Below are 22333 nucleotides of genomic sequence, written 5' to 3'. Positions count from 1 at the left end.
TTTCCATGGCTTTCATTTTGGGGGAATCCACAGGTTCCACTGTGCCCAATTTAGCGGTGTATGTTTTCCCTTGATCTTCAGATTTATTGGCGTTTTCCGTAGATCCCTGGTTTCCGCCACACCCGGCGAGTACTAACAGAGCAATAAGTAACATAGATAGTAACAAAATACCCTTTTTCTTCAATGTAAGCCCTCCCTGCTAAATGTTATTTGTTGGTTGTTCAGCTGAAATATTAATTATTACTAAACGCCCGGTAAATGCCCACCCCCTTGATTTTTTTGATTTATCTCAAGCAAACTTATAACTTATTTATAATATAAAAATAATATAAAAAGCCGGGCAAAAGGTATATTAGCCAAACCTTTTGCCCGGCTTCATCGCCGAAATTATCAGGCATAATTGTCGGTAATAAATTAAAAACCCGCGAACAAATGAAAACAAAACTTTGCTCGCGGGCATCTTTGCCTTAATACATCGTTGTATAATATTTAATTGTAATTGTATTATAATCAACCTAAAATGGAAAATCAATATTTAAAAACTAGAAATGAATTTTTTCTAAATTTGCATTTTTGTCACTAAGGTACAACCAACAATGAAAAACCGTGCCCATGGGGGAGTGTTTTATCATTAATGCTTTGTCAGGTGCGAAAGTTGATTTATAAAGAAGAAATGCTTTCAGTATTCTTTTTAAAAACTTAAAAAAAATTGACTAATTAGCAGGAATATGTATTTTTAGGCAGAATATATATTCCATGTCGTTATACTTAATAAAATATAACGATAACTTTTTTAAAGGAGGTATCATATATGAAAGTAAATTTTAAGTTAATTCCGATGATGATCATTATTTTAACCACCGTCCTACTGGGCGGGTGTGGTCAAGAAGTGGCTGCGCCAGGTTCCGGGGAAAAGGAACCGGTTTCTCTGACCGTTTCCGCTGCGGGCAGTTTAACTGATGCCATTAAAGAAGTGATAAACCAGTATGAAAATGAAAATCAAGGTGTAAACATCACATTGAATCTGGGTTCTTCCGGGTCGTTACAACAGCAAATAGAACAGGGAGCCCCGGTGGATGTTTTTATTTCGGCGGCTGCTGAGCAAATGAACGCATTGCAAGATAAAGGTCTCATATTGCCGGAGACCCGGGTTGATGTCCTGGAAAACTCGGTAGTTCTGGTTGTCCCCGGAGATTCCACCATCGACGGTTTTGATGCACTTTTGTCCGGTGAAGTAAAGCAGGTGGGTATGGGTGAGCCGGAAAGCGTTCCGGCCGGTAGATATGGTAAAGAGGTGTTAACCCACCTGGGCCTGTGGGACAAGTTGCAATCCAAGCTGGTTTTCGCCAAAGATGTTCGCCAGGTTTTAAACTGGGTGCAAACCAAGAATGTGGATGCAGGGATAGTCTATTTAACCGACGCCAAACTCTTTAACGACGTCAAGGTTGTTGCTGCTGCCCCCGCAGATTCTCACTCCCCGGTGGTCTACCCGGCAGCCGTTGTGAAGGCAACCAAGCAAACCGATGCGGCAAAGGCCTTTGTAAACTACTTGACCAGCGACAAAGCCCTGGAAATTTTCGAGAAATATGGCTTTTCACGGGCTGTGAACTAAAGGGGATACAATATATGAATTTGACGCCTCTTTGGATTTCCTTAAAAACTGCAACCCTGGCCACTATTGTTGCCTTTGTACTGGGGATATTTTGTGCCCGCTGGATGGCCTTTTCCCGGGGGAGGGGGAAATGGCTACTGGACGGGATATTCATACTGCCCCTGGTTTTACCTCCTACAGTGCTGGGCTTTTTACTGCTGGTGGTGTTCGGCAAGACAAGCCCCATAGGACACTTCCTTTCCAGTATCGGGATTACGGTTATTTTCACCTGGCCGGCCACGGTAATCACCGGCTCGGTAGCAGCTTTTCCCCTCATGTACCGTTCGGCGAGGGGAGCCTTTGAGCAGGTGGACACAGATTTGCTGGATGCCGCGCGCACCCTGGGGGTTTCCGAATGGGAAATTTTCTGGCGGGTAACCATACCCCTGGCCTGGCCCGGGATTGCTGCCGGGACAATCCTGGCCTTCTCCCGGGCTCTGGGGGAATTTGGGGCCACATTGATGCTGGCGGGCAATATTCCCAATAAAACACAGACCATTCCCATAGCCATCTATTTTGCCATGGAGGGCGGCAACCAGGAGCAGGCCGCCATCTGGGTGTTCATTATCATGGTCATATCCCTGGTGGCCATATTGGGCCTCAATTATTGGTCGAAATTTCAGCAGCCTTCCAAAACTTTTCCCGGGGGAAGGTAATCTAGATGAAACTTATTGTGGATATTGAAAAAGAAATGGCGGATTTCAAGTTGGCCGTTTCATTTATAGCGGAAACGGGAAATACCCTTGGGCTTTTGGGAGCCTCCGGGTCCGGTAAAAGTTTAACTTTGCGCTGCATTGCCGGGCTCACAACTCCAACCCGCGGGCGGATAGTGTTAAACGACAGGGTTCTATTCGATTCCGATAACGGTATAAACCTGCCCTGTCAAAAACGAAATATCAGCTTTTTGTTTCAACACTACGCTCTTTTTCCGCACCTGACGGTGGAACAGAATATAGGGTTTCCCCTTAGAAAGCTGGACATAAAAGAAAGGAAAAGAAGAATTAAGGAAAATCTGGACTTTGTGAAATTAACGGGCCTGGAGTCCAGGTACCCGAACCAGATTTCCGGGGGGCAGCAACAGCGGGTGGCCCTGGCTAGGGCGCTGGTCGTGCAACCCGATGCCCTGCTGCTGGACGAGCCCCTCTCGGCATTGGACCAGCACTTGCGGGGAGAGATGGAACGCCAGCTCCTTGCATTGCTTTCTTCCTTTCAGGGATTTTCCATTTATGTTACCCATAACTTGGAAGAGGCTTACCGGTTATGCCCGGAGCTTGTAATTTTGGCCAATGGCAAAGTTAACGCCAGGGGTTCCCGGGAAAGCATTTTTCTTCACCCGCCTACTTATACCGCGGCCCAGTTGACCGGCTGCAAAAATTTGTCAGTGGCTCGGGCCGTATCCCCGAACTTTATAGAAGCGGTGGATTGGAACTGCCGGCTGCGGGTCGCTCAAGCCTTGCCTGGTAACCTGAGTCACGTAGGCATCCGGGCACATCATGTGGTTTTTGTGGACCGTCAAGAAGGCGTTAACGTCTTTCCCTGCTGGCTTAAGAGCAAAGAAGAGTCCCCCACTACCGTTACTCTGTATCTTAGCCTGCATAATCAGCAGGAGGAGCGGCAAACTTACCACCTGCTAGCGGAAGTATCCAAAGAAAAATGGATGTTCATGAAGAACCATGTGTTCCCGTGGTTTGTGCATTTACCTCCCGAAAGTCTATTTTTAACAACTGGTGAGTAAGTGCTCTGTCTTCCAACATTATCGAGGCCATTACCCGGGGTACTAAATTAAATCATGATTTAACTGCAAAAACACCATAGTGGTAGGCGATCCGGCGGATTTCTGGAGTGAGTGGAGCACTGGATGCGGTCCCTAGCCCGTCATATCCCAAGAGCCATGACCCCTTAGGGCGTGAAGAAGTAGTTGGGCAGTAAGTTGTAAGTGTTAACTAAAAGTTGCTCCAGCCATAAAGGTAAAATTGCGAAACGAACGGAAGAAACCGCCGGAGCGCCAACTACAAGTACCAGTTTTTGCAGTGAAATCAATCATAATATTGACAAAAAATATTAATAGAGATATTATTTAAATAAGGCTATGTTTATATAAATAAGTATTAATAGAGAGAGGATCAGCCAATGACCATTAATAAATACGTTAAAATATTTAAAGCCCTGGGTGAGCCCACACGGTTGAAAATACTGAAGCTGCTGTCCGTCAGGCCCATGTACGTCTGTGAACTGGAGTCGGTGCTGAACATGAGCCAGCCGAGGATTTCCCAGCATTTGCGGACCATGAAAGAAGCGGGCCTGGTTACCGAAAAAAAGGAGGCCCAGCGCACCTTTTACAGTCTGCAAATAGACTATCTTGATGAATGTTTTGACAGTTTGATTGCCTTTTTTCATGCGGATTTAGCCGGCCTGCCCCAGTTTAAAGAGGAATACTTGCGGCTGAAGCAGGTGGATAACGATAGGGAGATATCGTTATGCAAAGAAGGAAAAATTGAGGCCGTGCCCTGGAAGCAGGAGGCCTGAAGGCCGTGGGCAGGGCACCCTTTAATACGACCTCTTGTTTGGAAGCATCGTGGATTAAATACTGGGGCTGGTTGCGGCTTAGTGTCTTAAGCGGATCCAGTTCCCCGCCTGACCGGGGAACTGTTATGAGCCAAAAAATAGTTTAATGGAGGGTAATATCATGGAAATTAAAGTTCTGGGACCCGGCTGCAAGAACTGTAAAGCCCTGGAAAAAACGGTTCTGGAGGCCGTGGCGGAATTGAATATCGACGCCAGCGTGGAAAAGGTGGAGGATCCGGGCAAGATTGTGGAAGCCGGGGTAATGATGACGCCGGGGCTGATCATTAACGGCAAGATCAAGTCAACGGGCAAAGTGCCCAAAAAAGATGCTGTTAAAAAAATGATCCAGGAGGAATTGTAAACGTATTATATCTAAAATCAAACGATCTTGATAATTGGCCTTGTGGCCCAGGCTGCTCTAAATGCTGTGAAGAAAACTTTTTTACTATAACAAGTATAGAATGTGAACTAACAGCCGGGATAACTGACAGTGCCCGGCTGTTAGTTATTTACTGTTCATTATTTATCATATATGGATTTATGCTAACCAGCCCTTCAATAAATCTAAAATGTCTTTTATTTAAGGTAAACAATACTGCTTCGTTAACATAAGCTGTTGCTGCGATAAGGGCATCCATTGGGTTAAGACCATGTGAAGCCCGATACATTGATAAGAATTTACCTGCGGTAGCCGCTATTTTTCTATCAACAGATATATGTTCAAATATTTCAAGTAGATTTTTGATTGTCTCGTAACGTTGTTCGGAAATTTTTGGTGCTGAAAGAAGCTCCATGATTGTAATTGTGGAGACTAAACCTTCAAATACCCCATTTTCAATATTCTTCAGCTGCTCACGTGCCTCGGGCAAGCCTTTTAAGTGATCAATTACTATATTAGTATCAACGACCACTTTCATTGGCATCTAACCTTCTTCCGGAATCCTTGCGTAATTCATTAACATAGTTTTTTAAATCATAATCCAAATCAGATAGCAGACCGAAAGTTTGATCCACTATTCCTTTCTTAATTTTCGCTTGCTTGGGTTTGCTTTTTAATACAATTTTTTCGTCTTCGATATAGACAGATAGTGTATCACCTTCTTTTAGATTAAGGCTGTTTCTTGCTTCCGCCGGAATCACTATCTGTCCCCTGGATGAAATTTTGACGACATACATTACTTACACCCTCTTACCTTATCTTACTTAGCATATTATATCTTAATGGTATGTTGGTGTCAAATATTCCATGCAAGATGCAAAGTTGCTGCTTTGTGCTGGTTGCAATATAATATACTATACCATAACGTGCATCATATTGAACAAGGCGATGCTTAAAACAATGGCTGCCCGGGGAAGCGGCTGGAGCTTCTCCGGACAGCCATTGCTTGAGTAGAGGTGGTTGTGGGGTATTGTTCAATAATTCGGGCGCCATAGTTCGTAAAAACTTTTCGGGTGGGCACAGGCGGGACATTTCTCGGGGGCGCTGGTGCCTTCGTGCAGATACCCGCAGTTGCGGCAAAACCACGTCACTTTCTCATCTCTCCGGAAAACTTTTCCCTGCTCAATGTTTTCCAGCAGCGCCAGGAAGCGTTTTTCGTGTCCTTCCTCCGCCCTGGCAATAGCCCGGAATACCGCGGCAATTTCAGCAAACCCTTCTTCTTCCGCCACCTTGGCGAATTCGGGATACATGGCGGTGTGCTCGTGGTTTTCCCCTCCGGCCGAAGCTTTTAAGTTGGCCATTGTATCGCCGATAACCCCGGCGGGGAAGGAGGCGGTAACTTCCAGTTCACCACCCTCCAGGAACTTAAACAGGCGCTTGGCGTGCTCTTTTTCATGGTCCGCCGTTTCCAGGAAAATGGCCGCTATTTGTTCATAGCCCTCCTTTTTGGCGGCGCCGGCAAAGTAGGTGTAGCGGTTCCTTGCCTGTGACTCCCCCGCAAAGGCGGTTAATAGATTTTTCTCCGTCCGGCTTCCTTTTAAATTCATCGTAGACCCTCCTGTCAAATTATTGATTTTCATTACAGATAAATTATACCCACCAAAACAGATTATTGACAGTGTTATTTGGGATACTTTCTTTGGGACTGGGCTGCATAGTATTCCAGGACGAACCGGTCTTTTTCCGCCAGACACACCGGGCACTCCCAGTCGTCGGGAAGTTCCTCGAACGGTGTCCCCGGCGCTATTCCTTCCGACCCTGCTGCCGGATCGTAAACATACCCGCAGAGTTCACAAACCCACTTTTCCATGTGCTTACTCCTTTCCAGGAAATATTTTTAAATCACCATTTACGTTTTGGATTTTTGGAGATGCCTTGGTTCCCTGATCCATTACTTTTAACCAAATTTTAAGCGCATTAATTTACATTCAAATTAACTAATTCTTAAAAATTTATTAAAGATAGACCGTATAAAAACCATTCGGTAAATGTGATTTCAGCCAATTTTGATCGTTTGCCGGTTCAATCGTGTATAATAATGTAGGCGTATGAGCCCCCTGTTGAGGTTGTTTTTGACAAGGAACTTTAATAGATCGAAGGTAAGGGAATAATAACGTCGTATTTAATGGTAAAATTGTAATTTGTCAGGAGGATCGTTGCAGTGGAAATTACTACGGTAAGGGAGTTATACAGGCAAACGGAAAAGTTTTTAAACAAGAAAATCAGGGTCAACGGCTGGGTGAGGACGGTCAGGTCGTCCAAGTCGTTTGGTTTCATTGAGCTTAATGACGGGTCGTTTTTTTCCAACCTGCAGGTTGTGTTTGACGAGAACCTGGCCAATTTCAAGGAGATCTCCAAGCTGGTCACCGGTTCGGCCATCAAGGTGGAAGGGGAACTGGTCGAATCTCCCGGGGTAAAACAACCTTTTGAGCTTAAAGCCGGAAACATCGAAATCGAGGGCGCTTCCACCCCGGATTATCCTTTGCAGAAAAAAAGACACTCCTTTGAGTTCCTGCGCACCATCGCCCACCTGCGCCCCCGGACCAATACCTTTTCGGCGGTATTCAGGGTCAGGTCGATTACGGCTTACGCCGTGCACAAGTTCTTCCAGGACAGGGGTTTTGTTTACGTGCATACGCCGGTCATCACGGGAAGCGACGCGGAAGGCGCCGGGGAGATGTTCCGGGTCACCACGCTGGACTTTGATCAGCTTCCCCGGGACGAAGCGGGGAAAGTCGATTTTTCCAAGGACTTCTTCGGCCGGGAGACAAACCTGACGGTAAGCGGGCAGCTGGAAGTGGAAACGTATTGCATGGCTTTTAACAAAGTCTACACCTTCGGCCCCACGTTCCGGGCGGAAAATTCCAACACGCCCAGGCACGCCGCTGAATTCTGGATGATCGAGCCGGAAATGGCCTTCGCGGATCTGCAGAACAACATGGACCTGGCGGAAGAGATGATGAAGTATCTTATTATGTATGTCATGGAAAATGCCCCCGAGGAAATGAACTTTTTCAACAATTTTATCGACAAGACGCTGTTTGACCGCCTGGAGAACGTGGTCAAGTCCGAGTTCGGCCGGATCACCTATACCGAAGCAATTGAAATCCTGCAAAAGGCAAACGAAAAGTTTGAATACCCCGTGGCCTGGGGGCATGACCTGCAAACCGAGCACGAGCGGTACCTGACTGAAAAAGTGTTCAACAAACCCGTTTTTGTGACGGATTACCCCAAAGAAATCAAGGCTTTTTACATGCGCCTGAACGACGACCGGAGGACGGTTGCGGCCATGGACCTGTTGGCCCCGGGTGTGGGCGAAATCATTGGCGGCAGCCAGAGGGAAGAAAGGCTCGACCGCCTGGAAAAAAGGATGGAAGAACTGGGGCTGAACAAAGATGATTACTGGTGGTACCTGGATATCAGGAAATACGGAGGGACCAGGCATGCGGGATTCGGACTCGGATTCGAGCGGCTGATCATGTACCTGACGGGCATGACCAACATTCGCGACGTGATCTCTTTCCCCAGAACGCCCGGGAACGCGGAATTTTAAATGAAGAATTTAACCGGTTGATATAAAAAACTAAGGCCACATAAAGATTTTACTATAGCATAAATTATGAAAGTATGTTATAATTCCTGTATAGTGCACAGTGGTAAGAACCATTGCCGGTCGTCCGGAAAAGGCGGTTTCCCGAAAACGCAAGTCTTTCTTTATACTTATGTCTATAAACCATGAAGGTTTTACATACAGATTAAGAAATCAACAGCCTGGCGGCAAGTGGCATGTTTAATGCGGGGCCAATGATGCCGCCAACTACATCAAGTGTATATACTTGGAAATTAATGCCATGAAGGTATTTGCCCGCGGAAGCGGGGAAAGTCCTCGTGGCATTTTTAATTGTGGTTAAAGGTTACCTTGGCAGACCTTTGACCTCCTTATCATATACTCTGCAACCGGTTTGACATGCGCCGGTAGCAGGACTCCTTTCGACCTGCGGGCGGAGCGGCAGTCATTCCCTCCCGGCCTGCTCCGTTCGCACAATTTTTTTATCAGTATGCCCGGCCAGCCATTCCAGCGCCCCCGGGGTGTTTTTCCAGGCTTCTTTGGCGTCGCCGGCATATATGGCGGCCTCTTCTTCGCTGCCCAGGGCGTAATACTCCGGCTGTTTGTAAGGTATAAATCTTTTGCCGAGCAGGTATTGAGGTACATGAATATTCGAAATTAAAGCCGCTTGCAGGTGCTTGTCGGCAGCGCTGCCGGCGCCGGTTTTCCGGAAGGACAGGAGCGCGCGGCTGTATGCCATAAAACAGCTGCCGTCTTCGTCGTATTCCGCCAGCAGTTGCTCGGCATCCTTGTCCATGCCTTCAGCCAGCAGGCAGCTGGCCAGGATATGGCGGACCCCTTGATTGTCGCCGGGATTCAAACGGAGCATTTCCTGATAATGCTGGATGGCCTGCTGCCGCCGGCCTGTTTTCCAAAGAGAATGGGCCAGTCCCAACAAGGCAGTCATATATGGCCTGGTTTCAACAATCCCCCAGAAATGCCCGGTATACTTTTTAAACAGCACGTCCCCCAGGGCCATGCGGCCGGCCTGAACCCCCAGCTCATAAAATTCCAGGGCTTCTTCCGGAAAATCGCTTTCTACTGCCAGTAGAATATAGGCGTCCGCGCAGTAGGGCGATATTTCCAGTGCCTTGCGGGCCAAATCCAGCCGTTTTTGCCTGTCGGGTATATCCCAGGCTGTGTAAACCAAATCCTGTGCCTGGTAAAGTTTTTCCCGGGAAAAGGTTTGGTTTTTAATTACCTTTTTTTTGCTGCTACCATGCTTTTGTTTGGAGTTTGTGCCTGTTTTTTTCTGTCCGGAGTTTTCCGGGTTTACCCGCATCAGCGGGTTGTATTCTTGTGCCGGGGGTTCAAAAAAACTGATAAATTCTCGGTAACCCGGCACTTCCCTGGGGTGTCCCGGAGGCAGGTTGTGCCGCCACTTGTCAAACTTGCTTTCAGCATAAGACGGGTTGATCAAGTATTCGTAAATGATATTCCTTTTATTATTGATATCCTCAATCGTATGTTTTACTGTCCTGCCCAAAAGAAAATAAAGGTTTTCTTCGATATCCCTGATAATCCTTACGCCCGATGCAAAGCCGCTGGGCGGGTTTAAAGTTTGCACACCCAGCTTGTCCAGGCCGGCCAAAAGCCCGGCGGAAGAGATAAGCTTGGGCACAAATACGGCGCCGGGTATTCCCCACAGGTATTTTTCCTCTTCCTCCGTTCCTTTGCTCCAAGCATAATAAAGAAATTCCGGCAGGGATATAAGGGATTTGGTGCCGGTGATTTGCAGTACAAAGCTACCGCTGAAGTGATCTCGCAAGATGTAATATGCCAGGTGTTCCTTCCTGGATTTATGATAATTGTTTATGTTAACCTCCATAGGTTTTTCCTGGTATTTAATAAACCCATTCTTGGTTATGTATAAATGTTTGGATACTGATACCAGCAGCTGGTGCAGCTGGTTCGAGTATTCCGTAATTACTTGTTTTGACATATATTTGAACCTCCATGTTGGTGATTACATTGGCAAAAGATAGCTTTGCTATTTAGTTTTGTATGCTCAGTTGCAAAATATTTTACAGCGGCTGTTGATAAGTTGCAACATAGTTGTGATCTTAACCTATACATTAAGCAACTTTTTCCCGTTGTTTTTTCTCAGTTAAAATACCAGGAGAGAGGGGCCTGTATTGACATGGTTAAATGGAGGGGGATACCATTTGTATAGTGGAAGTCGCAGTTAATGTTGATAACGGGACCATGGAAAGGGTTGCGGAAAGTGGCCGATAAATATCGCTCTTTTCAAGAACTCAGTCAACAAGAGGTTTTAGGCAGGGATTATACGATACTTTTTTCCAATGAAGACTCGCCCGTGCTGATTATTGCGCCCCACGGGGGTAAAATAGAGCCGGGCACCACGGAACTGGCCCGGGCCGTTGCCGGTGACGAGTGGGGTTTTTATAGCTTTTACGGTATCAAGATTTTAAATACGCACCGGGAGTTGCACATCACCAGCACAAACTTTGATGAACCCATAGCGTTGAGCATGGTTGTGTCTTCCACGCGCACCGTGGCCATTCACGGCTGCAAGGAGGACAGCGGCAAAATATACCTGGGGGGCCTGGACGCCGAGTTGAAGGAGTATATTCGCCGGGTTCTTGTCGCCGGTGGGTTTGCTGTTTCCGAACACCCCAAGTTCCCGGGAACAAGCAGGGCCAATATTTGCAATCGAAACCGGCTCGGCAAAGGGGTTCAACTGGAAGTTGCCGCGGGTCTGCGAAAATTGATGTTCCCCGGTTTCCCCCAAAGGGACCGTACAACCCGTTACTTTGACGAGTTTGTCCGGGCCGTTAGAAGCGGCATAACCATATGCATGGAGAAAAGTGAAAATTAGGCTTACCGGTTGCCGGCACTTTAAATAAAACGCGTGCCAGGTGTTGCACGTTATAATAAAAGAACCGTAAACTTTTATTGTTGTGACAAAACTCCGTCATAGCCTTGTGGTACGATGGAGTCAAAAGACAAGCGGAGGATGTTATGTTGCATAATCCAAACCTTAACAGCATCAAACCCGGGGATGAGATCAGCGGGGTATATGTTTTACGCGGTAAAAAGCTGCTGCCCTACCGGGACGGCTCGGGGTATTTCCTGGGGCTCACCCTGGCGGACAAAACCGGCCAGGTGGAGGGCCGGGTGTGGGAGCAGGCGGAAGAAGTTTACGGTCGTTGTCGGGCCGGGGACGTGGTGGAAATAACCGGCCGGGTAACCGAGTATAACGGGTCCGTCCAACTGCAGATCACGTCCTTGACCAGGTGTGATGATGAGCAGGTGGTGCCGGAAAGGTTTATCCCTTCCAGCGGAATCACCCGGGAAGAGGTGCGGGAGGAATGGCTCAGGATGGCCGGTACCATGAACAACCCGCATCTTAAACAATTGCTGATCCTGGTTGCCCGGGACCCCGATCTGCTTAACGCGTTTGCCGCCTGTCCCGCCGCCCGGCGCAACCATCACGCCCTCCTGGGCGGGCTGTGGCAGCACAGCTTGAGTATGGCCAGGGCGGCGGAGGGAATTGCGGCCGTTTACCCGCGGGTCGACCGGGACTTGCTGGTGACGGGGGCGCTGCTCCACGATATCGGAAAAATAGAAGAGTACCGGGCCGGGACGGACATCAATATCACCGACGCCGGGCGGCTGCTGGGGCACATTGTCCTGGGGGCCGGCCTGGTGGATCGTTTGATTGCCCAAATACCCGGGTTCCCCCGGGTGCTCCGGCTAAAGCTTTTGCACATGATCGTCAGCCACCACGGCCGGTATGAGTGGCAGTCGCCCAAAAGGCCCAAGTTCCTGGAGGCGGCCATCCTGCACCAGCTGGACATGATTGATGCCCAGGTGGATATGTTCGGCGAAGCGGCTGCCGCCAGGGAGGACGCGGAAGATTCCTGGACCGGGTGGGTAAAGAGCCTGGATAGATTTGTTTTCTGCGGTTGATTGATTGGTCAATAACGGGGGTTCAACAATGGCTGCAAAACCGAAAAAAGATGCCGGCCGGGGACTGCGTTTGAATAAGATTATCGACTACATCAACAAGCGGACGCCGTACGGCGGGGTAACCCTGAAAGAGCTGGCGGAAAAGTATGAAGTTACCGAACGGCAGATCCGGCGGGATCTGGATGCCATTCAAAACGATCTGAAGTTGCCTTTGATTAGGAAAGAACAGGTTGTGGACGGTCGCAAGTGCACTTTATATTATTTCGAGGCCGGCTATTTGCCGAGCTTGAGCCCCGAGAAGGCCACGGCGATTTTTTTGGGCTTGCTGCAGCAGCAGGGGTCCGCCCTGGCCGGGCACTTGAATGATTTGAAGGACGCCCTTGTCTCCACGTTGTTTAAATACCATTATGACCCCAGGGAACTGGCGGTGGAAAAGCTGCAAAACCGCATCCACATCGTGGAGGAAGCATTGGCCGAACCCGGGCGGGTGGGCGAGTTGTTTACCAAGCTGGTTGGGGCCTTGAAAGACTGCCACCGGGTGAAAATTTGGTATTACGTGGCCTATAGCGGTCAGGTCACCGAGCGGGTGGTGGAACCCTACGGCCTGATTTGCAAGCGGCAAAACTGGTACCTGGTGGCCTACTGCCTGGAGCGCCGGGCTATCCGGGTTTTCCGGGTCGACCAGATCCAGGACGCCTTCCCCTATACATCGCAAAAGTTTGAGTATCCGGAAGAATTCAACCTCAAAGAGCACATGGCCCGGAGTTGGGGCGTGATCAATGACGGGGCGGTGTGCCGGGTCAGGCTCAAGTTCAACCACAACGTGGCGTTTCGGATTAGAAGCGTAATTTACCACCCCTCCCAGGTGTTGGAGGAAGAGCTTACCGACGGCTCAATTATCGTTTCGTTCAATGTCTGCGGCATTGCCGAAATGAAAACATGGATCGTCCAGTGGGGTGACGCCGTGGAAGTGCTGGAACCGGATTGGCTCAGGGAGGAAATGTGTAAACTGGCGGAAAGCATTCTTAATGTGTACCGTCCACGCTGACCTTATTCCAGTTATATCCATGCCGCTGCTCTAATCTTAACCACCAAATCCGGGAACAATAGTTATAAAATTAGTTTTATAAAGGAGCGGTGAAATGGATGGACATGCAAAGAGCGCGGCAAATACTTAATTCGGCGGATACCATCGAGGTGCTGCACGCCGGTTCCCCCGTTTGGATTGAAAGCTTGAAACCTGATAACAACACTGCCGTAGTCAAACCATTGGATGGGAGGGGCGCCGCCAGGGAGGTGCCGGTAACCGAGCTGGTGGAAAGCTAGTATCATAACAAAGTTGAGTGATAAATAATAAGTCTTAAAGATTGCAGCGGTTGTTGCTATAACCTGTGGGATACATAGTAAACCTGAAAGTTTAAACCCGGCTGAACTCCTGCGGGAAGATCGGCCGGGTTTTCGGTTATTTTTTTAAAATATAAAAGGAATGCTGAAACTTCCGTCGAAAATGAACTAATAATGGCAAGTTTTTCATAAACCGGGTAAACCATCCGAAAGGTTGGGGCACAAAGCTATGGGCCTAAAGCTTTATAGCCATGGTCGCCAGGCTGCTTAAATAAGGTATAAAAAAGCGGCCGTTGTTTTTTGTTCTCCGGCCGCTTTAATTTTGTCCATGGTAAGGAGGGGAAATGAACAAAACCGTTATAAAACAGAAAGGGCATAAAATTTTTAAACTTTAATTTGGTTGGGGGTAGAAGGTATAGTGAATGGCAGGGTTAGGTTCGGCTTTAGTTTTAAACTTACGCTGATGTTTTTGTTAATCGGATTAATTTCAGCCACGGCGGTCGGATTTTTTTCTTACCGTACCGCTTACAAACAAATAGAAGAAAACTTTAGTAAAAACATCATTGGAACTGCCGTAATGGCGTCTATGCATATAGACGGAGACAAGCACAGCCTGTTGAAAACCGAAAAAGATATGCAAACCAAAGAATACAGGGAAATACGGGACTATTGCGAGCAAATAAAAAATCAACTTAACGTTCCTTACGCTTATACACTGGTAACCCGGAATGACAAAGTATATTTTGTCGTAGCCACTGAAAACCCGCCCGGCAAAGAATACAGCTGGCAATCGGGAATGAAGGAAGCATTTGAGGGCCGGCCTTCCAGCACGGAAGGTTTTTACACCGATCAGTACGGTACTTTTAAAACCGCCTATGCGCCTATAAAAAACAGTGTGGGAGAGGTTGTGGGCATACTGGCCATCGACTTTAACGCGGCCGATATACTTGCTTTGAGAACCAAAGTTTTAACAAGTATAGCCTTGACTTCATTTTTAATTGTTCTCCTGTGTTTGGTTATCGCTACGTGGTTATCAAGAAGAATATCGAACCCGGTCATGGAAATACGGAGAACTTCTGATTTAATGGCAAAAGGTGACTTTACTCATGAAGTAAATGTTAAGAGCAATGATGAAATAGGTCAACTGGCTGAAAGCTTGAAAAACATGACCATCAACCTGAAAAATGCGATGTTGCAAGTGAAAAATCAGGCTGAGTCCGTTGCCGTCCATAGCCAGGATTTGGCTTCATCCAGCGAACAAGTGAGCGCCACGATTGAAGAAGTGGCCGGCACAACCAGTGAAGTAGCGGCCACTTCGGCACAGGGGGCTGAAAACGCGGAAGAGGCCGCCAGGGAATCCGAACAGGTGCGTTTGGTTGCGCAGGAAGGCAACCGGGCCGTGCAGCAGACCATAGAGAAGATCCACTCCATCGCTTCCGCGTCTGAAAGCGTATCCGCCGCGGTACACAAGCTTGGTGAACAATCCAATCGGATCGGAGAAATTATCAGCACCATTACCAATATAGCGGACCAGACCAACCTGCTGGCTCTCAATGCCGCCATCGAGGCTGCGCGGGCAGGGGAGCACGGCCGTGGATTTGCGGTTGTGGCGGAGGAAGTGCGCAAGCTGGCCGAGCAGTCGGCCGGCGCCGCCCGTGAAATTACCGGTTTGATCAAGGAGATACAGGTTGGTGTGGGGGAAGCGATTGACGCCATGGAACACGGGGCCGGGGAAGTGCGTGAAGGAGTTCAAATAGCCGGTAATGCCGGAACCGCCCTGGAACAGATTATTCAGGCGGTGGAAAAGAACATGGCCATAATTCGTGATATTGCGGAGGGAGCCAGGCAGTCCAACGAAGGCATCCAACAGCTCAGCGCCGCCAATCAACAGATTGCTTCCACCGTCCAGCAGGTATCCGGCGCCGCCCAGGAACTGGCCAATATAGCCGATGAATTGCAAAAAACCATAACCAGGTTTAAAGTCAACTGAACTATAATAACCGGGACATAGCCTCGCCCGGTTATTTTTATCCATTCATATCATTATTAATTTTGTCAACCCTGCTTTTAATCCCGGAAGGTGACACATAGTGCTTCCGGTTGATCTGTGTTTCTATTTTTTGCAGTTCGGAGAAAAGTTTTTTGTCCGAGGTCACATGAACCTCGTACCCCGGGGCTAATTCCATGATTTTACCGTGCACTTCCTCTCTGATTGACTTTAGTCGCAGCCTGTCAAAACCGCTTACTTTTACTGCGGCGGAGATATCCTTGTCGATAACTACGGCAACGCTTTCATCCACGCCCGGAACGGTTTTGGCCTTTTCCTTCACTTTTTCCGCCAGCCCGGGATTGATTTGGATAAGCTGTTCCTCCTGGCCGGCTTGCTGCTGCGGCTTTTTTTGCGGCTTGCCCGGGTTCGCGCAACCCGCTGCCATTGCCGTCACCAGCAATAAGGTTAACAAGGAAAAAATAATAACCTTGGAGCCGGTTTTCATTATTATCCACCCTTCGTTTATCCTTTTGACTTGACCAGTAATGCGGCCAGAAAGCCGAAAATGATCGCGGCTGAAATGCCCGCGCTGGTTACTTCAAAAATGCCGGTAAGAATTCCTACCAGTCCGGTTCTTTCCGCTTCGGCCATTGCCCCGTGAACAAGGGCGTTGCCGAAGCTGGTGATGGGAACGGTGGCGCCGGATCCGGCAAAATCAATCAGGGGTTCGTAGAGCCCCAGGCCGGCCAGAATGGCGCCTGACACCACAAGAACACTCATGGTATGCGCCGGGGTGAGCTTGGCCACGTCCATCAACAGTTGCCCGGTGACACAAATAAGCCCGCCGACCAAAAAAGCCCAGAAATAAATTTCCATCAATACCACTCCTTAAGCGCCGTATTCAATGGAAACAGCGTGCGCGATGCAGGGAATACTTTCTTTTTGCTGGTACGACAGGGGGGATAACAGCGCGCCGGTGGCCACTACCAGCACTTTATGCAGTTCGCCCCGTTTCATTTTGTTCAGGATGTGCCCGAAGGTGACCACGGCGGAGCACCCGCACCCGCTGCCGCCCGCCAGCACCTCGGGCTGGTCGTCGCTGTAAATAAGCAACCCGCAATCATTGAATTTATCTTCGGGAATTTCCAGGCCGTGTTTTTTAAACAGGTCGGCGGCAATCCTGTGTCCCACTTTGCCCAGGTCTCCGGTTACGATTAAGTCGTAGTCACTGGCGGAAACGCGCAGGTCCCTGAAGTGGGCTGTGATGGTGTCCACCGCGGCGGGAGCCATGGCGCTCCCCATGTTGAAGGGATCGGATAAGCCCATGTCCACGACTCTCCCGATGGTGGCCGAAGTGACCCGGGGGCCTTCACCTTCGGATGCAAGCAGGGCCACGCCGGCACCCGTCACCGTCCACTGGGCCGTGGGGGGTTTCTGGGAACCATATTCGGTGGGGTACCGGTATTGCTTTTCCACCGAGGCATTGTGGCTGACGGCCCCGCAAATCACATAATTACCGGACTTGCTGTCCACGATTAGAGAGCCCAGGGCAAGGCTCTCCATGGAGCTGGAGCAGGCCCCGTACAGCCCCAGGTAGGGAACCGCCAGGGTTCTGGCGGTAAAGCTGCTGGAAATGATTTGATTCAACAGGTCCCCGGCGAGAAAGAACTGGATGTCTTGTTTTTGCAGCCCGGCCTTGCGGATTGCGGTTTCGCAGGCCTCTTCCAGCATCTTTTTTTCCGCTTTTTCGTAACTGTCCTGCCCGAGCCATAAATCCCCGTGCAGCAGGTCAATATCACAGGCCAGAGGCCCTTGCGCCTCCTTGGGTCCCGCCACCGTACCCGTGGAGATAATGACGGGCTTGCCGGGAAAAACCCAGGTTTGATGTCCTTGAAGCATTTCACAACCCCCCCAGCGCGGCCACTGTTGCTTTGACCAGAGCGACCAAAAAAGCGGCAAAAACGCCGTAGACAATGACCGAACCCGCCAGTTTGAACATGTTTCCTCCCACGCCCAACACAAAGCCCTCGCTTCTGTGTTCGATGGCCGCCGAGGCAATGGAGTTGGCAAACCCTGTTACCGGCACCGCGGTGCCCGCTCCGGCCCACTGGGCGATATGGTCGTAGACGCCGAAGGAAGTAAGGATTACCGAAAGCAAAATTAAGATGGCCACGGTGGGGTTACCCACTGTTTTTTCGGTAAAATCAAAATTCCACAGGAAAAAGTCCGAAATGCCCTGGCCCAGCAGGCAAATCCCCCCGCCCACCACAAAAGCCCTGATTGAATTGGTCAAAACCGGACGCCGGGGTTCTCTGGCCTTGGCGAAGGACTGGTATTCCTGCTGCACCCGGGTCAATTTCTTTTTTTGCTTGTCCGACAAAGCATTTCACCCCTATCTTTTCAGCAATGGCTCCAGTTCCCGGATTGCTTGCGCAAGAATGGCGGATGATTCACCGTACATCTTCCTGGCCTCCGGCTGCTTCGTGCCCAGGGCATAAAGCTCGCAGTCCGCCTGGCATTTTTTCAGGGTTGCGTAGACCAGGTCCTTTGTTTTGGGGTTGGGAACCTGGATGGAATCGTCAAACAGGTCGAGGTAAAGCTGGCCCGCTGAATCCACCTGGGCAATAAACACGTTTTCCGGCGCCACGCCGGCCTTTTCCAGTTCCGTATACAGCCAGTTCCGGTTCAGACCCATGGCTGTTAAATGTTCATCGATGATTTCTCCGTCCAGCATCACCGTCTGGGGCACACTCTCCATCCCCGCGTTGATGCCCATGGTTTTGGCGGTCAGGGGTTGCTTGTCCTTTTTGAGCATTACACTCAGGTCCCCGGTTGGTTCCAGCACGGCGAATTCCACATCGGCGAAATTAAAAACGTTTTTCCTGCGCAACTGGCTTAACAGATCTTCAGGTGTGTACCTTGCCTCCATCAACTTGTCTTCCAGCACTTTTCCGTGGTTGATTAAAACCGTTTCCCTGCCCTGAACGATATCCCTGACCGCCTTGTATTTCATTGCCAGAATGTAAATCAGCGCGGGGAACACGGTCCAAACCGCCAGGGCAATCAGCCCGTGGGCCGGGTTTCCCACCAGGTTCAAGGAAATGGCGGCGGCGATGGCGCCGGTGGCAATCGCGGTAACCAGGTCGAAAAAGGTCAACCGGGAGGTTTGCCTTTTTCCGATTAAGCGGACCAGGAACAAGGTAACAATGAACATTCCCGCGGAGCGAAGCAAAATGTTCAACCATTCAGGCATTGTGAATTACCCCTATCATGGATTAATCTTGTGGTCGTGGCAGTCTTCCACTAAAAGCCTTTATATTGAGGTTCCTCAAACTCCAAAACACCCAGTCTTTTTTCCAGATTATTGATAACAGCGTCAATGCGCCCGGTGTTGCGTTCAAGTGTTTCCTTCGCCTCCGGGTTTTTCTCCATGGAAGCGATCTGTTCCAGGGTGACCCTGGCGCCTTTGAGGCCGGCGATGGTTTGCTTAACCTGGCCGCCAACGGTCATACGGTTTCACCTGCCTTACCTGAATATATTTTTTATACCAAAGCCAAAATATATTCCAGCAAAAAACCGGACCTGTTGATCCGGTTTTTATGCCCGAAGGGTTAAAATCCTTTGTACTGGGGTTCCTCGTTTTCGATATCGGTAATCCTAGGTTCCAGGCTGTCAATAATGGTCTTGGTTTGCTGAGCGGCGTTGGTATACAGTTGTTTGGCGTTTTGGTTCTGGGTTTCCATGGCGAAGGTTTCCAAACTGGCCTGGGCGCTTTTTAGAGCCGCGAGCGTTTGTTTTACCTGGGTTCCTACAGTCACTGGTCATTCCTCCCAAGATAATGTTTTTATTTTTACAATGTTATATGTCCCCGTGAAGTAAAAATTTTATTGCAGGGTAATACTGGTAATTGAAACGGGACCCCGGAGTTTTACCCGCCGGGAACCGCCGGTTCCGTTATACACTTTAAAACGATGGGGTTGGAAATTAGTTTGAAAATAGCCATGTTTACCGACAGCTATTTGCCTTACAACAGCGGCGTGGTTCACTCCATTGAAACTTTAAAACAAGAGCTGACCTCCGCGGGGCACGAAGTATATGTTTTCGCCCCCAGGTACCCGGGCTACTGCGACGAAGACGGGCGAACCTTTCGCTTTTTTTCCGTGCCCGCGCCCACCAACGCGGATTATTTCCTGGCCTTCCCTTTACCGGGGCATTTGAAGGCAATTTTGGCGCAAATAAAGCCCGATGTTGTTCACGTGCACCACTTTTTCGGACTGGGCCGGGCGGGAATGAGGTGCGCCCGGCAGTTGGGCCGGCCCCTGGTTTACACCTGCCATACCTTGTATGAATATTACAGTCACTATCTCCCCGTTCCCCGGAGCATGGCCAGGGGATTGATTCGAAAAGTGTGCGCCAACTTTTGCAACCGGTGCGACGTAATTGTAACTCCAACGACCGCGACGCGGGATTACCTGGAGCATATCGGTGTCCGCGCTCCGCTCAGGGTGGTCCCCACCGGGATTAAAGTTGAAGCATTTAATGAACAAGCGCCGGGCTGGTTGCGCGGGCGATACAACATTAAACCCGGGGAAAAAATACTGCTGTGCGTGGCCAGGCTGGGCCCGGAAAAAAACATCGATTTTGTCCTGCAGTGCTTCGCCGGGATCAGCGAAGAATTTTCCGGGGTCCGGCTGGTCCTGGTGGGCAAAGGTCCCCAGGAAAAGGAATTGCGGAGGCTGGCCGAAAGTTTGGGTGTGGGTGATAAAGTTATTTTTACCGGACTTTTAACCAGGGAAGAAGTGGCGAGATGTTACCGCGACTCCGACATTTTTGTCTTTGCTTCCATTTCTGAAACCCAGGGGCTTGTGGTGCCGGAAGCAAAGTCGGCGGGACTGCCGGTGGTTGCGGTGCGGGCCAACGGTGTTTCGGAAATGGTTGAGGACGGAGTGGACGGCTTTTTAACCGGTTTATGCCGGGATGAATTTATGGACAAAATCAGGCTTCTGTTGTGCAACGAAGCCCTGCGGCGGGAAATGTCCGAAAAATCCCTGGCCAACTCCAGGGCGTTGTCTTCTGTTAACTATGCCTCCAAAATCCTCGATGTTTACCGTTGGTGCCAGGTGTTGAAAGGTTGAAAGATTGCGGTGGCAGATCTAAAGCGGCTGGAAAATATAAAGTTACCGGGCTATAATGATGATGGAGGATATGGAGATGCAGCAGCGGAAAGCAGTACTGGTAACACCCAGACGTTTTGGAAACAAGTGGGGCTATGATCTATGCGTCACTGACGCCCGAGCCACCGTCCAGGATTACCTTGACGCCATGAACCGGGCTGTGGAAGATCTGCCCTTGAGCCGCGGCCGGAAAAAGGTGCGGGCCTGCGCGGGCTGTGATCTTTGCTGCGCCGAGAGGGCGCCCCTGACCTGGATTGACGTTTTGAATTTGAAAAAACACCTGCGCATCCGGGACGGGTTGTTGCAACATACCCTGGACCGGGTCGGGTTCATCATGGTTGACGGCCCGGTGGTGGATATCACGCTGCGCAGGGATGATGACGAGCGCTGCGCCTTCCTGGACCGGCGGAACCGGCTCTGCACCATTTACCCCGCAAGGCCCCTGGTTTGCCAGACATTCATTTGCTGCCCCGCAACCCGGCGGGCGGTCCGGTTGAGGGAATGGGTGGTTAATCACGGGGAGGATGAACTGGTGCGCCAGTGGCTGATCCAGGCCGCGCAGCGGGGGACCGATCCGGTATTTCACGAAGGATACCGGCCGAAACCGAAGCTTGGCGACTGGAAGCCCAACGCTTTTACGGGCAAAAAACACTACAGCCGGGTGCTGTTAAAAGAATTACTTCCGCCCGGGGTATGGAAGCAGGTTTATGTTCCTTGTAGTACTTAATGCGACAGTTGAGAACCGTCCCCGATGTCGCACACTAATTTACCCGGGCAAGGGGGAAAATAATGGATATTGTGGCCGTGATTGCCGAGAACAAAATCCGCGAGGCCATCAAGAAAGGCGAGCTGCAAAACCTTTCCGGCAAGGGAAAACCCTTGAAACTGGATGACCTTTCGGGCGTGCCCGAGGAACTGCGGGCGTCATACATTATTCTGAAAAACCACGGGGTGTTGCCACCCGAGCTCGAGCTGGAAAGAGAAATTGTGACGCTGAAAAAGCTGGTTAATTGTTGCTACCATGACGAAGAGAAAACTGCATTGCAAAAAAAATTGAATGAAAAAATGTTAAGGTTCAACCTGCTCATGGAAAAAAGGGGTATGAGCGCGGCCCTGCGGTTTTATAAGGACAAGATTGACCGGAAGCTGGAGAAATAGCGTTTCCGGCTTTATTTTTTCAGGGCCGGTAATAATTTGACCGCCTCGTTGATCACCAGGGGCGTTACGGAAAGGGCGGCGACCCAGATCCATTCCGCGGCGGCCAGGCCGTGAACCTTGAATATTCCGGCGCGTGTCGGTTACCAGGTTGACCCATAAAATGTGAATTGCTTTCAGGGGTGCGGGCCAGCCCGCCAAAATGGCCAAAACTTAACCACCACCTGCTTTAGCAGGTGGTGGTTAAGTTTCTTGCTTTTTATTTTTCCCTTTTTTCGCGTTTATTGATTTATACCCGGTTGGAGAGGCTTTATGATTAAGATACATTTGATGATCATGACACGGATGATAATCGTGGAGGAAAGAGTTGTTTTAAATGAACAAACCTGGGCAAGTTTTTGAAAGTGTTTACATTGTGGGGGGACCCGGGATAACGGATGACCGTGATTGTTGCATCTACCTGGTGGACGGCGGA

At 49.6% G+C, this 22333-nt stretch carries 26 protein-coding genes, 1 pseudogene and 1 riboswitch; of the genes and pseudogenes, 14 read left to right on the top strand and 13 right to left on the bottom strand.

What is annotated here, in order from left to right; genetic code table 11:
* Positions 1 to 184: pseudogene (locus tag IT084_RS16810) on the bottom strand (sugar ABC transporter substrate-binding protein); the annotation flags it as partial.
* A gap of 627 nt (positions 185 to 811) precedes the next feature.
* Between IT084_RS16810 and modA the strand changes: the two are divergent.
* From modA to IT084_RS16785, 5 genes are all read left to right on the top strand, one after another.
* Positions 812 to 1612: a molybdate ABC transporter substrate-binding protein gene (modA, locus tag IT084_RS16805; protein WP_195714038.1), complete on the top strand. Its 801-nt coding sequence runs from the start codon at positions 812 to 814 to the stop codon at positions 1610 to 1612.
* 14 nt (positions 1613 to 1626) lie between these two features.
* Positions 1627 to 2307, top strand: coding sequence for a molybdate ABC transporter permease subunit (modB, locus tag IT084_RS16800; RefSeq protein ID WP_195714037.1), 681 nt, complete (start codon positions 1627 to 1629; stop codon positions 2305 to 2307).
* A gap of 5 nt (positions 2308 to 2312) precedes the next feature.
* Positions 2313 to 3386 carry a sulfate/molybdate ABC transporter ATP-binding protein gene (locus tag IT084_RS16795; protein WP_195714036.1) on the top strand — a complete coding sequence of 358 codons (1074 nt, stop codon included), beginning with the start codon at positions 2313 to 2315 and terminating at the stop codon, positions 3384 to 3386.
* 395 nt (positions 3387 to 3781) lie between these two features.
* Positions 3782 to 4177, top strand: coding sequence for a helix-turn-helix transcriptional regulator (locus IT084_RS16790; protein ID WP_195714035.1), 396 nt, complete (start codon positions 3782 to 3784; stop codon positions 4175 to 4177).
* Between the two features lie 160 nt (positions 4178 to 4337).
* Complete coding sequence (locus IT084_RS16785; protein ID WP_195714034.1) at positions 4338 to 4577, top strand: thioredoxin family protein; 240 nt, start codon at positions 4338 to 4340, stop codon at positions 4575 to 4577.
* A 148-nt stretch (positions 4578 to 4725) separates the two neighbouring features.
* On the opposite strand, the gene IT084_RS16780 is transcribed toward IT084_RS16785, so the two are convergent.
* The 4 genes from IT084_RS16780 to IT084_RS16765 form a co-directional block, all read right to left on the bottom strand.
* Positions 4726 to 5133 carry a type II toxin-antitoxin system VapC family toxin gene (locus tag IT084_RS16780; RefSeq protein WP_195714033.1) on the bottom strand — a complete coding sequence of 136 codons (408 nt, stop codon included), beginning with the start codon at positions 5131 to 5133 and terminating at the stop codon, positions 4726 to 4728.
* On the bottom strand, positions 5117 to 5392 hold the full coding sequence (locus IT084_RS16775; RefSeq protein ID WP_195714032.1) for an AbrB/MazE/SpoVT family DNA-binding domain-containing protein: 276 nt from the start codon (positions 5390 to 5392) through the stop codon (positions 5117 to 5119). Before IT084_RS16775 ends, IT084_RS16780 begins: the two co-directional genes overlap by 17 nt.
* Before the next feature lie 237 nt (positions 5393 to 5629).
* Positions 5630 to 6202 (bottom strand): rubrerythrin, encoded by a 573-nt coding sequence (gene rbr, locus IT084_RS16770; protein ID WP_195714031.1) that lies wholly within the window; start codon positions 6200 to 6202, stop codon positions 5630 to 5632.
* Between the two features lie 74 nt (positions 6203 to 6276).
* Positions 6277 to 6465, bottom strand: coding sequence for a rubredoxin (locus IT084_RS16765; RefSeq protein WP_195714030.1), 189 nt, complete (start codon positions 6463 to 6465; stop codon positions 6277 to 6279).
* Positions 6466 to 6816: 351 nt separating this feature from the next.
* Here IT084_RS16765 and asnS point away from each other — a divergent pair, with 351 nt between their 5' ends.
* Positions 6817 to 8208 carry an asparagine--tRNA ligase gene (gene asnS / locus IT084_RS16760; RefSeq protein ID WP_195714029.1) on the top strand — a complete coding sequence of 464 codons (1392 nt, stop codon included), beginning with the start codon at positions 6817 to 6819 and terminating at the stop codon, positions 8206 to 8208.
* A 460-nt stretch (positions 8209 to 8668) separates the two neighbouring features.
* On the opposite strand, the gene IT084_RS16755 is transcribed toward asnS, so the two are convergent.
* Positions 8669 to 10204: a tetratricopeptide repeat protein gene (locus IT084_RS16755; RefSeq protein ID WP_195714028.1), complete on the bottom strand. Its 1536-nt coding sequence runs from the start codon at positions 10202 to 10204 to the stop codon at positions 8669 to 8671.
* Between the two features lie 246 nt (positions 10205 to 10450).
* Between IT084_RS16755 and IT084_RS16750 the strand changes: the two genes are divergently transcribed.
* The 5 genes from IT084_RS16750 to IT084_RS18335 all read left to right on the top strand — a co-directional run bounded on the left by IT084_RS16750 (position 10451) and on the right by IT084_RS18335 (position 15529).
* Positions 10451 to 11101, top strand: a complete 651-nt coding sequence (locus IT084_RS16750) for a poly-gamma-glutamate hydrolase family protein (protein ID WP_195714027.1) — start codon at positions 10451 to 10453, stop codon at positions 11099 to 11101.
* A 143-nt stretch (positions 11102 to 11244) separates the two neighbouring features.
* Positions 11245 to 12195, top strand: coding sequence for a 3'-5' exoribonuclease YhaM family protein (locus IT084_RS16745; RefSeq protein WP_195714026.1), 951 nt, complete (start codon positions 11245 to 11247; stop codon positions 12193 to 12195).
* Positions 12196 to 12223: 28 nt separating this feature from the next.
* A complete protein-coding gene (locus tag IT084_RS16740) occupies positions 12224 to 13243 on the top strand; it encodes a YafY family protein (RefSeq protein ID WP_195714025.1) in 1020 nt (339 codons plus the stop codon).
* Positions 13244 to 13341: 98 nt separating this feature from the next.
* Positions 13342 to 13521 (top strand): H-type small acid-soluble spore protein, encoded by a 180-nt coding sequence (locus IT084_RS16735; protein WP_195714024.1) that lies wholly within the window; start codon positions 13342 to 13344, stop codon positions 13519 to 13521.
* A gap of 204 nt (positions 13522 to 13725) precedes the next feature.
* A riboswitch (cyclic di-GMP riboswitch) is annotated at positions 13726 to 13810 on the top strand.
* A gap of 147 nt (positions 13811 to 13957) precedes the next feature.
* Entirely contained in the window at positions 13958 to 15529 is a 1572-nt protein-coding gene (locus IT084_RS18335; protein WP_195714023.1) for a methyl-accepting chemotaxis protein, read from the top strand.
* A gap of 37 nt (positions 15530 to 15566) precedes the next feature.
* Here IT084_RS18335 and IT084_RS16725 read toward each other — a convergent pair whose 3' ends face one another.
* The 7 genes from IT084_RS16725 to IT084_RS16695 form a co-directional block, all read right to left on the bottom strand.
* On the bottom strand, positions 15567 to 16034 hold the full coding sequence (locus tag IT084_RS16725) for a YhcN/YlaJ family sporulation lipoprotein (protein WP_243277043.1): 468 nt from the start codon (positions 16032 to 16034) through the stop codon (positions 15567 to 15569).
* Positions 16035 to 16051: 17 nt separating this feature from the next.
* Positions 16052 to 16405 (bottom strand): stage V sporulation protein AE, encoded by a 354-nt coding sequence (gene spoVAE, locus IT084_RS16720; protein ID WP_195714022.1) that lies wholly within the window; start codon positions 16403 to 16405, stop codon positions 16052 to 16054.
* 12 nt (positions 16406 to 16417) lie between these two features.
* Positions 16418 to 17428 (bottom strand): stage V sporulation protein AD, encoded by a 1011-nt coding sequence (gene spoVAD, locus IT084_RS16715; RefSeq protein ID WP_195714021.1) that lies wholly within the window; start codon positions 17426 to 17428, stop codon positions 16418 to 16420.
* 1 nt (position 17429) lies between these two features.
* Entirely contained in the window at positions 17430 to 17909 is a 480-nt protein-coding gene (gene spoVAC / locus IT084_RS16710; RefSeq protein WP_195714020.1) for a stage V sporulation protein AC, read from the bottom strand.
* A gap of 12 nt (positions 17910 to 17921) precedes the next feature.
* Positions 17922 to 18782, bottom strand: coding sequence for a DUF421 domain-containing protein (locus IT084_RS16705; RefSeq protein WP_195714019.1), 861 nt, complete (start codon positions 18780 to 18782; stop codon positions 17922 to 17924).
* A gap of 50 nt (positions 18783 to 18832) precedes the next feature.
* The gene (locus IT084_RS16700; protein WP_195714018.1) at positions 18833 to 19039 is read right to left on the bottom strand and encodes a DUF1657 domain-containing protein; all 207 of its coding nucleotides are present in this window, start codon (positions 19037 to 19039) and stop codon (positions 18833 to 18835) included.
* 101 nt (positions 19040 to 19140) lie between these two features.
* Positions 19141 to 19347: a DUF1657 domain-containing protein gene (locus IT084_RS16695; RefSeq protein ID WP_195714017.1), complete on the bottom strand. Its 207-nt coding sequence runs from the start codon at positions 19345 to 19347 to the stop codon at positions 19141 to 19143.
* A gap of 171 nt (positions 19348 to 19518) precedes the next feature.
* Between IT084_RS16695 and IT084_RS16690 the strand changes: the two genes are divergently transcribed.
* The 3 genes from IT084_RS16690 to IT084_RS16680 all read left to right on the top strand — a co-directional run bounded on the left by IT084_RS16690 (position 19519) and on the right by IT084_RS16680 (position 21861).
* Entirely contained in the window at positions 19519 to 20664 is a 1146-nt protein-coding gene (locus tag IT084_RS16690; RefSeq protein ID WP_195714016.1) for a glycosyltransferase family 4 protein, read from the top strand.
* Positions 20665 to 20740: 76 nt separating this feature from the next.
* The gene (locus tag IT084_RS16685) at positions 20741 to 21430 is read left to right on the top strand and encodes a YkgJ family cysteine cluster protein (protein WP_195714015.1); all 690 of its coding nucleotides are present in this window, start codon (positions 20741 to 20743) and stop codon (positions 21428 to 21430) included.
* Between the two features lie 62 nt (positions 21431 to 21492).
* On the top strand, positions 21493 to 21861 hold the full coding sequence (locus IT084_RS16680; RefSeq protein WP_195714014.1) for a DnaJ family domain-containing protein: 369 nt from the start codon (positions 21493 to 21495) through the stop codon (positions 21859 to 21861).
* Positions 21862 to 22333 lie beyond the last annotated feature (472 nt).

It is taken from the genome of Desulfallas sp. Bu1-1, from assembly GCF_015594625.1.
Taxonomy (GTDB): Bacteria; Bacillota; Desulfotomaculia; order Desulfotomaculales; family Desulfallaceae; genus JADNRQ01.
The sequence above is the reverse complement of the archived record's forward strand: the minus strand, read 5'-3'. Positions and strand labels throughout refer to the sequence as shown.

Coding starts and splice junctions, on each gene's coding strand:
- modA (WP_195714038.1), top strand. CDS start 812: ATGAAAGTAAATTTTAAGTTAATTCCGATGATGATCATTATTTTAACC.
- modB (WP_195714037.1), top strand. CDS start 1,627: ATGAATTTGACGCCTCTTTGGATTTCCTTAAAAACTGCAACCCTGGCC.
- IT084_RS16795 (WP_195714036.1), top strand. CDS start 2,313: ATGAAACTTATTGTGGATATTGAAAAAGAAATGGCGGATTTCAAGTTG.
- IT084_RS16790 (WP_195714035.1), top strand. CDS start 3,782: ATGACCATTAATAAATACGTTAAAATATTTAAAGCCCTGGGTGAGCCC.
- IT084_RS16785 (WP_195714034.1), top strand. CDS start 4,338: ATGGAAATTAAAGTTCTGGGACCCGGCTGCAAGAACTGTAAAGCCCTG.
- IT084_RS16780 (WP_195714033.1), bottom strand. CDS start 5,133: ATGAAAGTGGTCGTTGATACTAATATAGTAATTGATCACTTAAAAGGC.
- IT084_RS16775 (WP_195714032.1), bottom strand. CDS start 5,392: ATGTATGTCGTCAAAATTTCATCCAGGGGACAGATAGTGATTCCGGCG.
- rbr (WP_195714031.1), bottom strand. CDS start 6,202: ATGAATTTAAAAGGAAGCCGGACGGAGAAAAATCTATTAACCGCCTTT.
- IT084_RS16765 (WP_195714030.1), bottom strand. CDS start 6,465: ATGGAAAAGTGGGTTTGTGAACTCTGCGGGTATGTTTACGATCCGGCA.
- IT084_RS16755 (WP_195714028.1), bottom strand. CDS start 10,204: ATGTCAAAACAAGTAATTACGGAATACTCGAACCAGCTGCACCAGCTG.
- IT084_RS16750 (WP_195714027.1), top strand. CDS start 10,451: ATGTTGATAACGGGACCATGGAAAGGGTTGCGGAAAGTGGCCGATAAA.
- IT084_RS16745 (WP_195714026.1), top strand. CDS start 11,245: ATGTTGCATAATCCAAACCTTAACAGCATCAAACCCGGGGATGAGATC.
- IT084_RS16740 (WP_195714025.1), top strand. CDS start 12,224: ATGGCTGCAAAACCGAAAAAAGATGCCGGCCGGGGACTGCGTTTGAAT.
- IT084_RS16735 (WP_195714024.1), top strand. CDS start 13,342: ATGGACATGCAAAGAGCGCGGCAAATACTTAATTCGGCGGATACCATC.
- IT084_RS16725 (WP_243277043.1), bottom strand. CDS start 16,034: ATGAAAACCGGCTCCAAGGTTATTATTTTTTCCTTGTTAACCTTATTG.
- spoVAE (WP_195714022.1), bottom strand. CDS start 16,405: ATGGAAATTTATTTCTGGGCTTTTTTGGTCGGCGGGCTTATTTGTGTC.
- spoVAD (WP_195714021.1), bottom strand. CDS start 17,428: ATGCTTCAAGGACATCAAACCTGGGTTTTTCCCGGCAAGCCCGTCATT.
- IT084_RS16705 (WP_195714019.1), bottom strand. CDS start 18,782: ATGCCTGAATGGTTGAACATTTTGCTTCGCTCCGCGGGAATGTTCATT.
- IT084_RS16700 (WP_195714018.1), bottom strand. CDS start 19,039: ATGACCGTTGGCGGCCAGGTTAAGCAAACCATCGCCGGCCTCAAAGGC.
- IT084_RS16685 (WP_195714015.1), top strand. CDS start 20,741: ATGCAGCAGCGGAAAGCAGTACTGGTAACACCCAGACGTTTTGGAAAC.
- IT084_RS16680 (WP_195714014.1), top strand. CDS start 21,493: ATGGATATTGTGGCCGTGATTGCCGAGAACAAAATCCGCGAGGCCATC.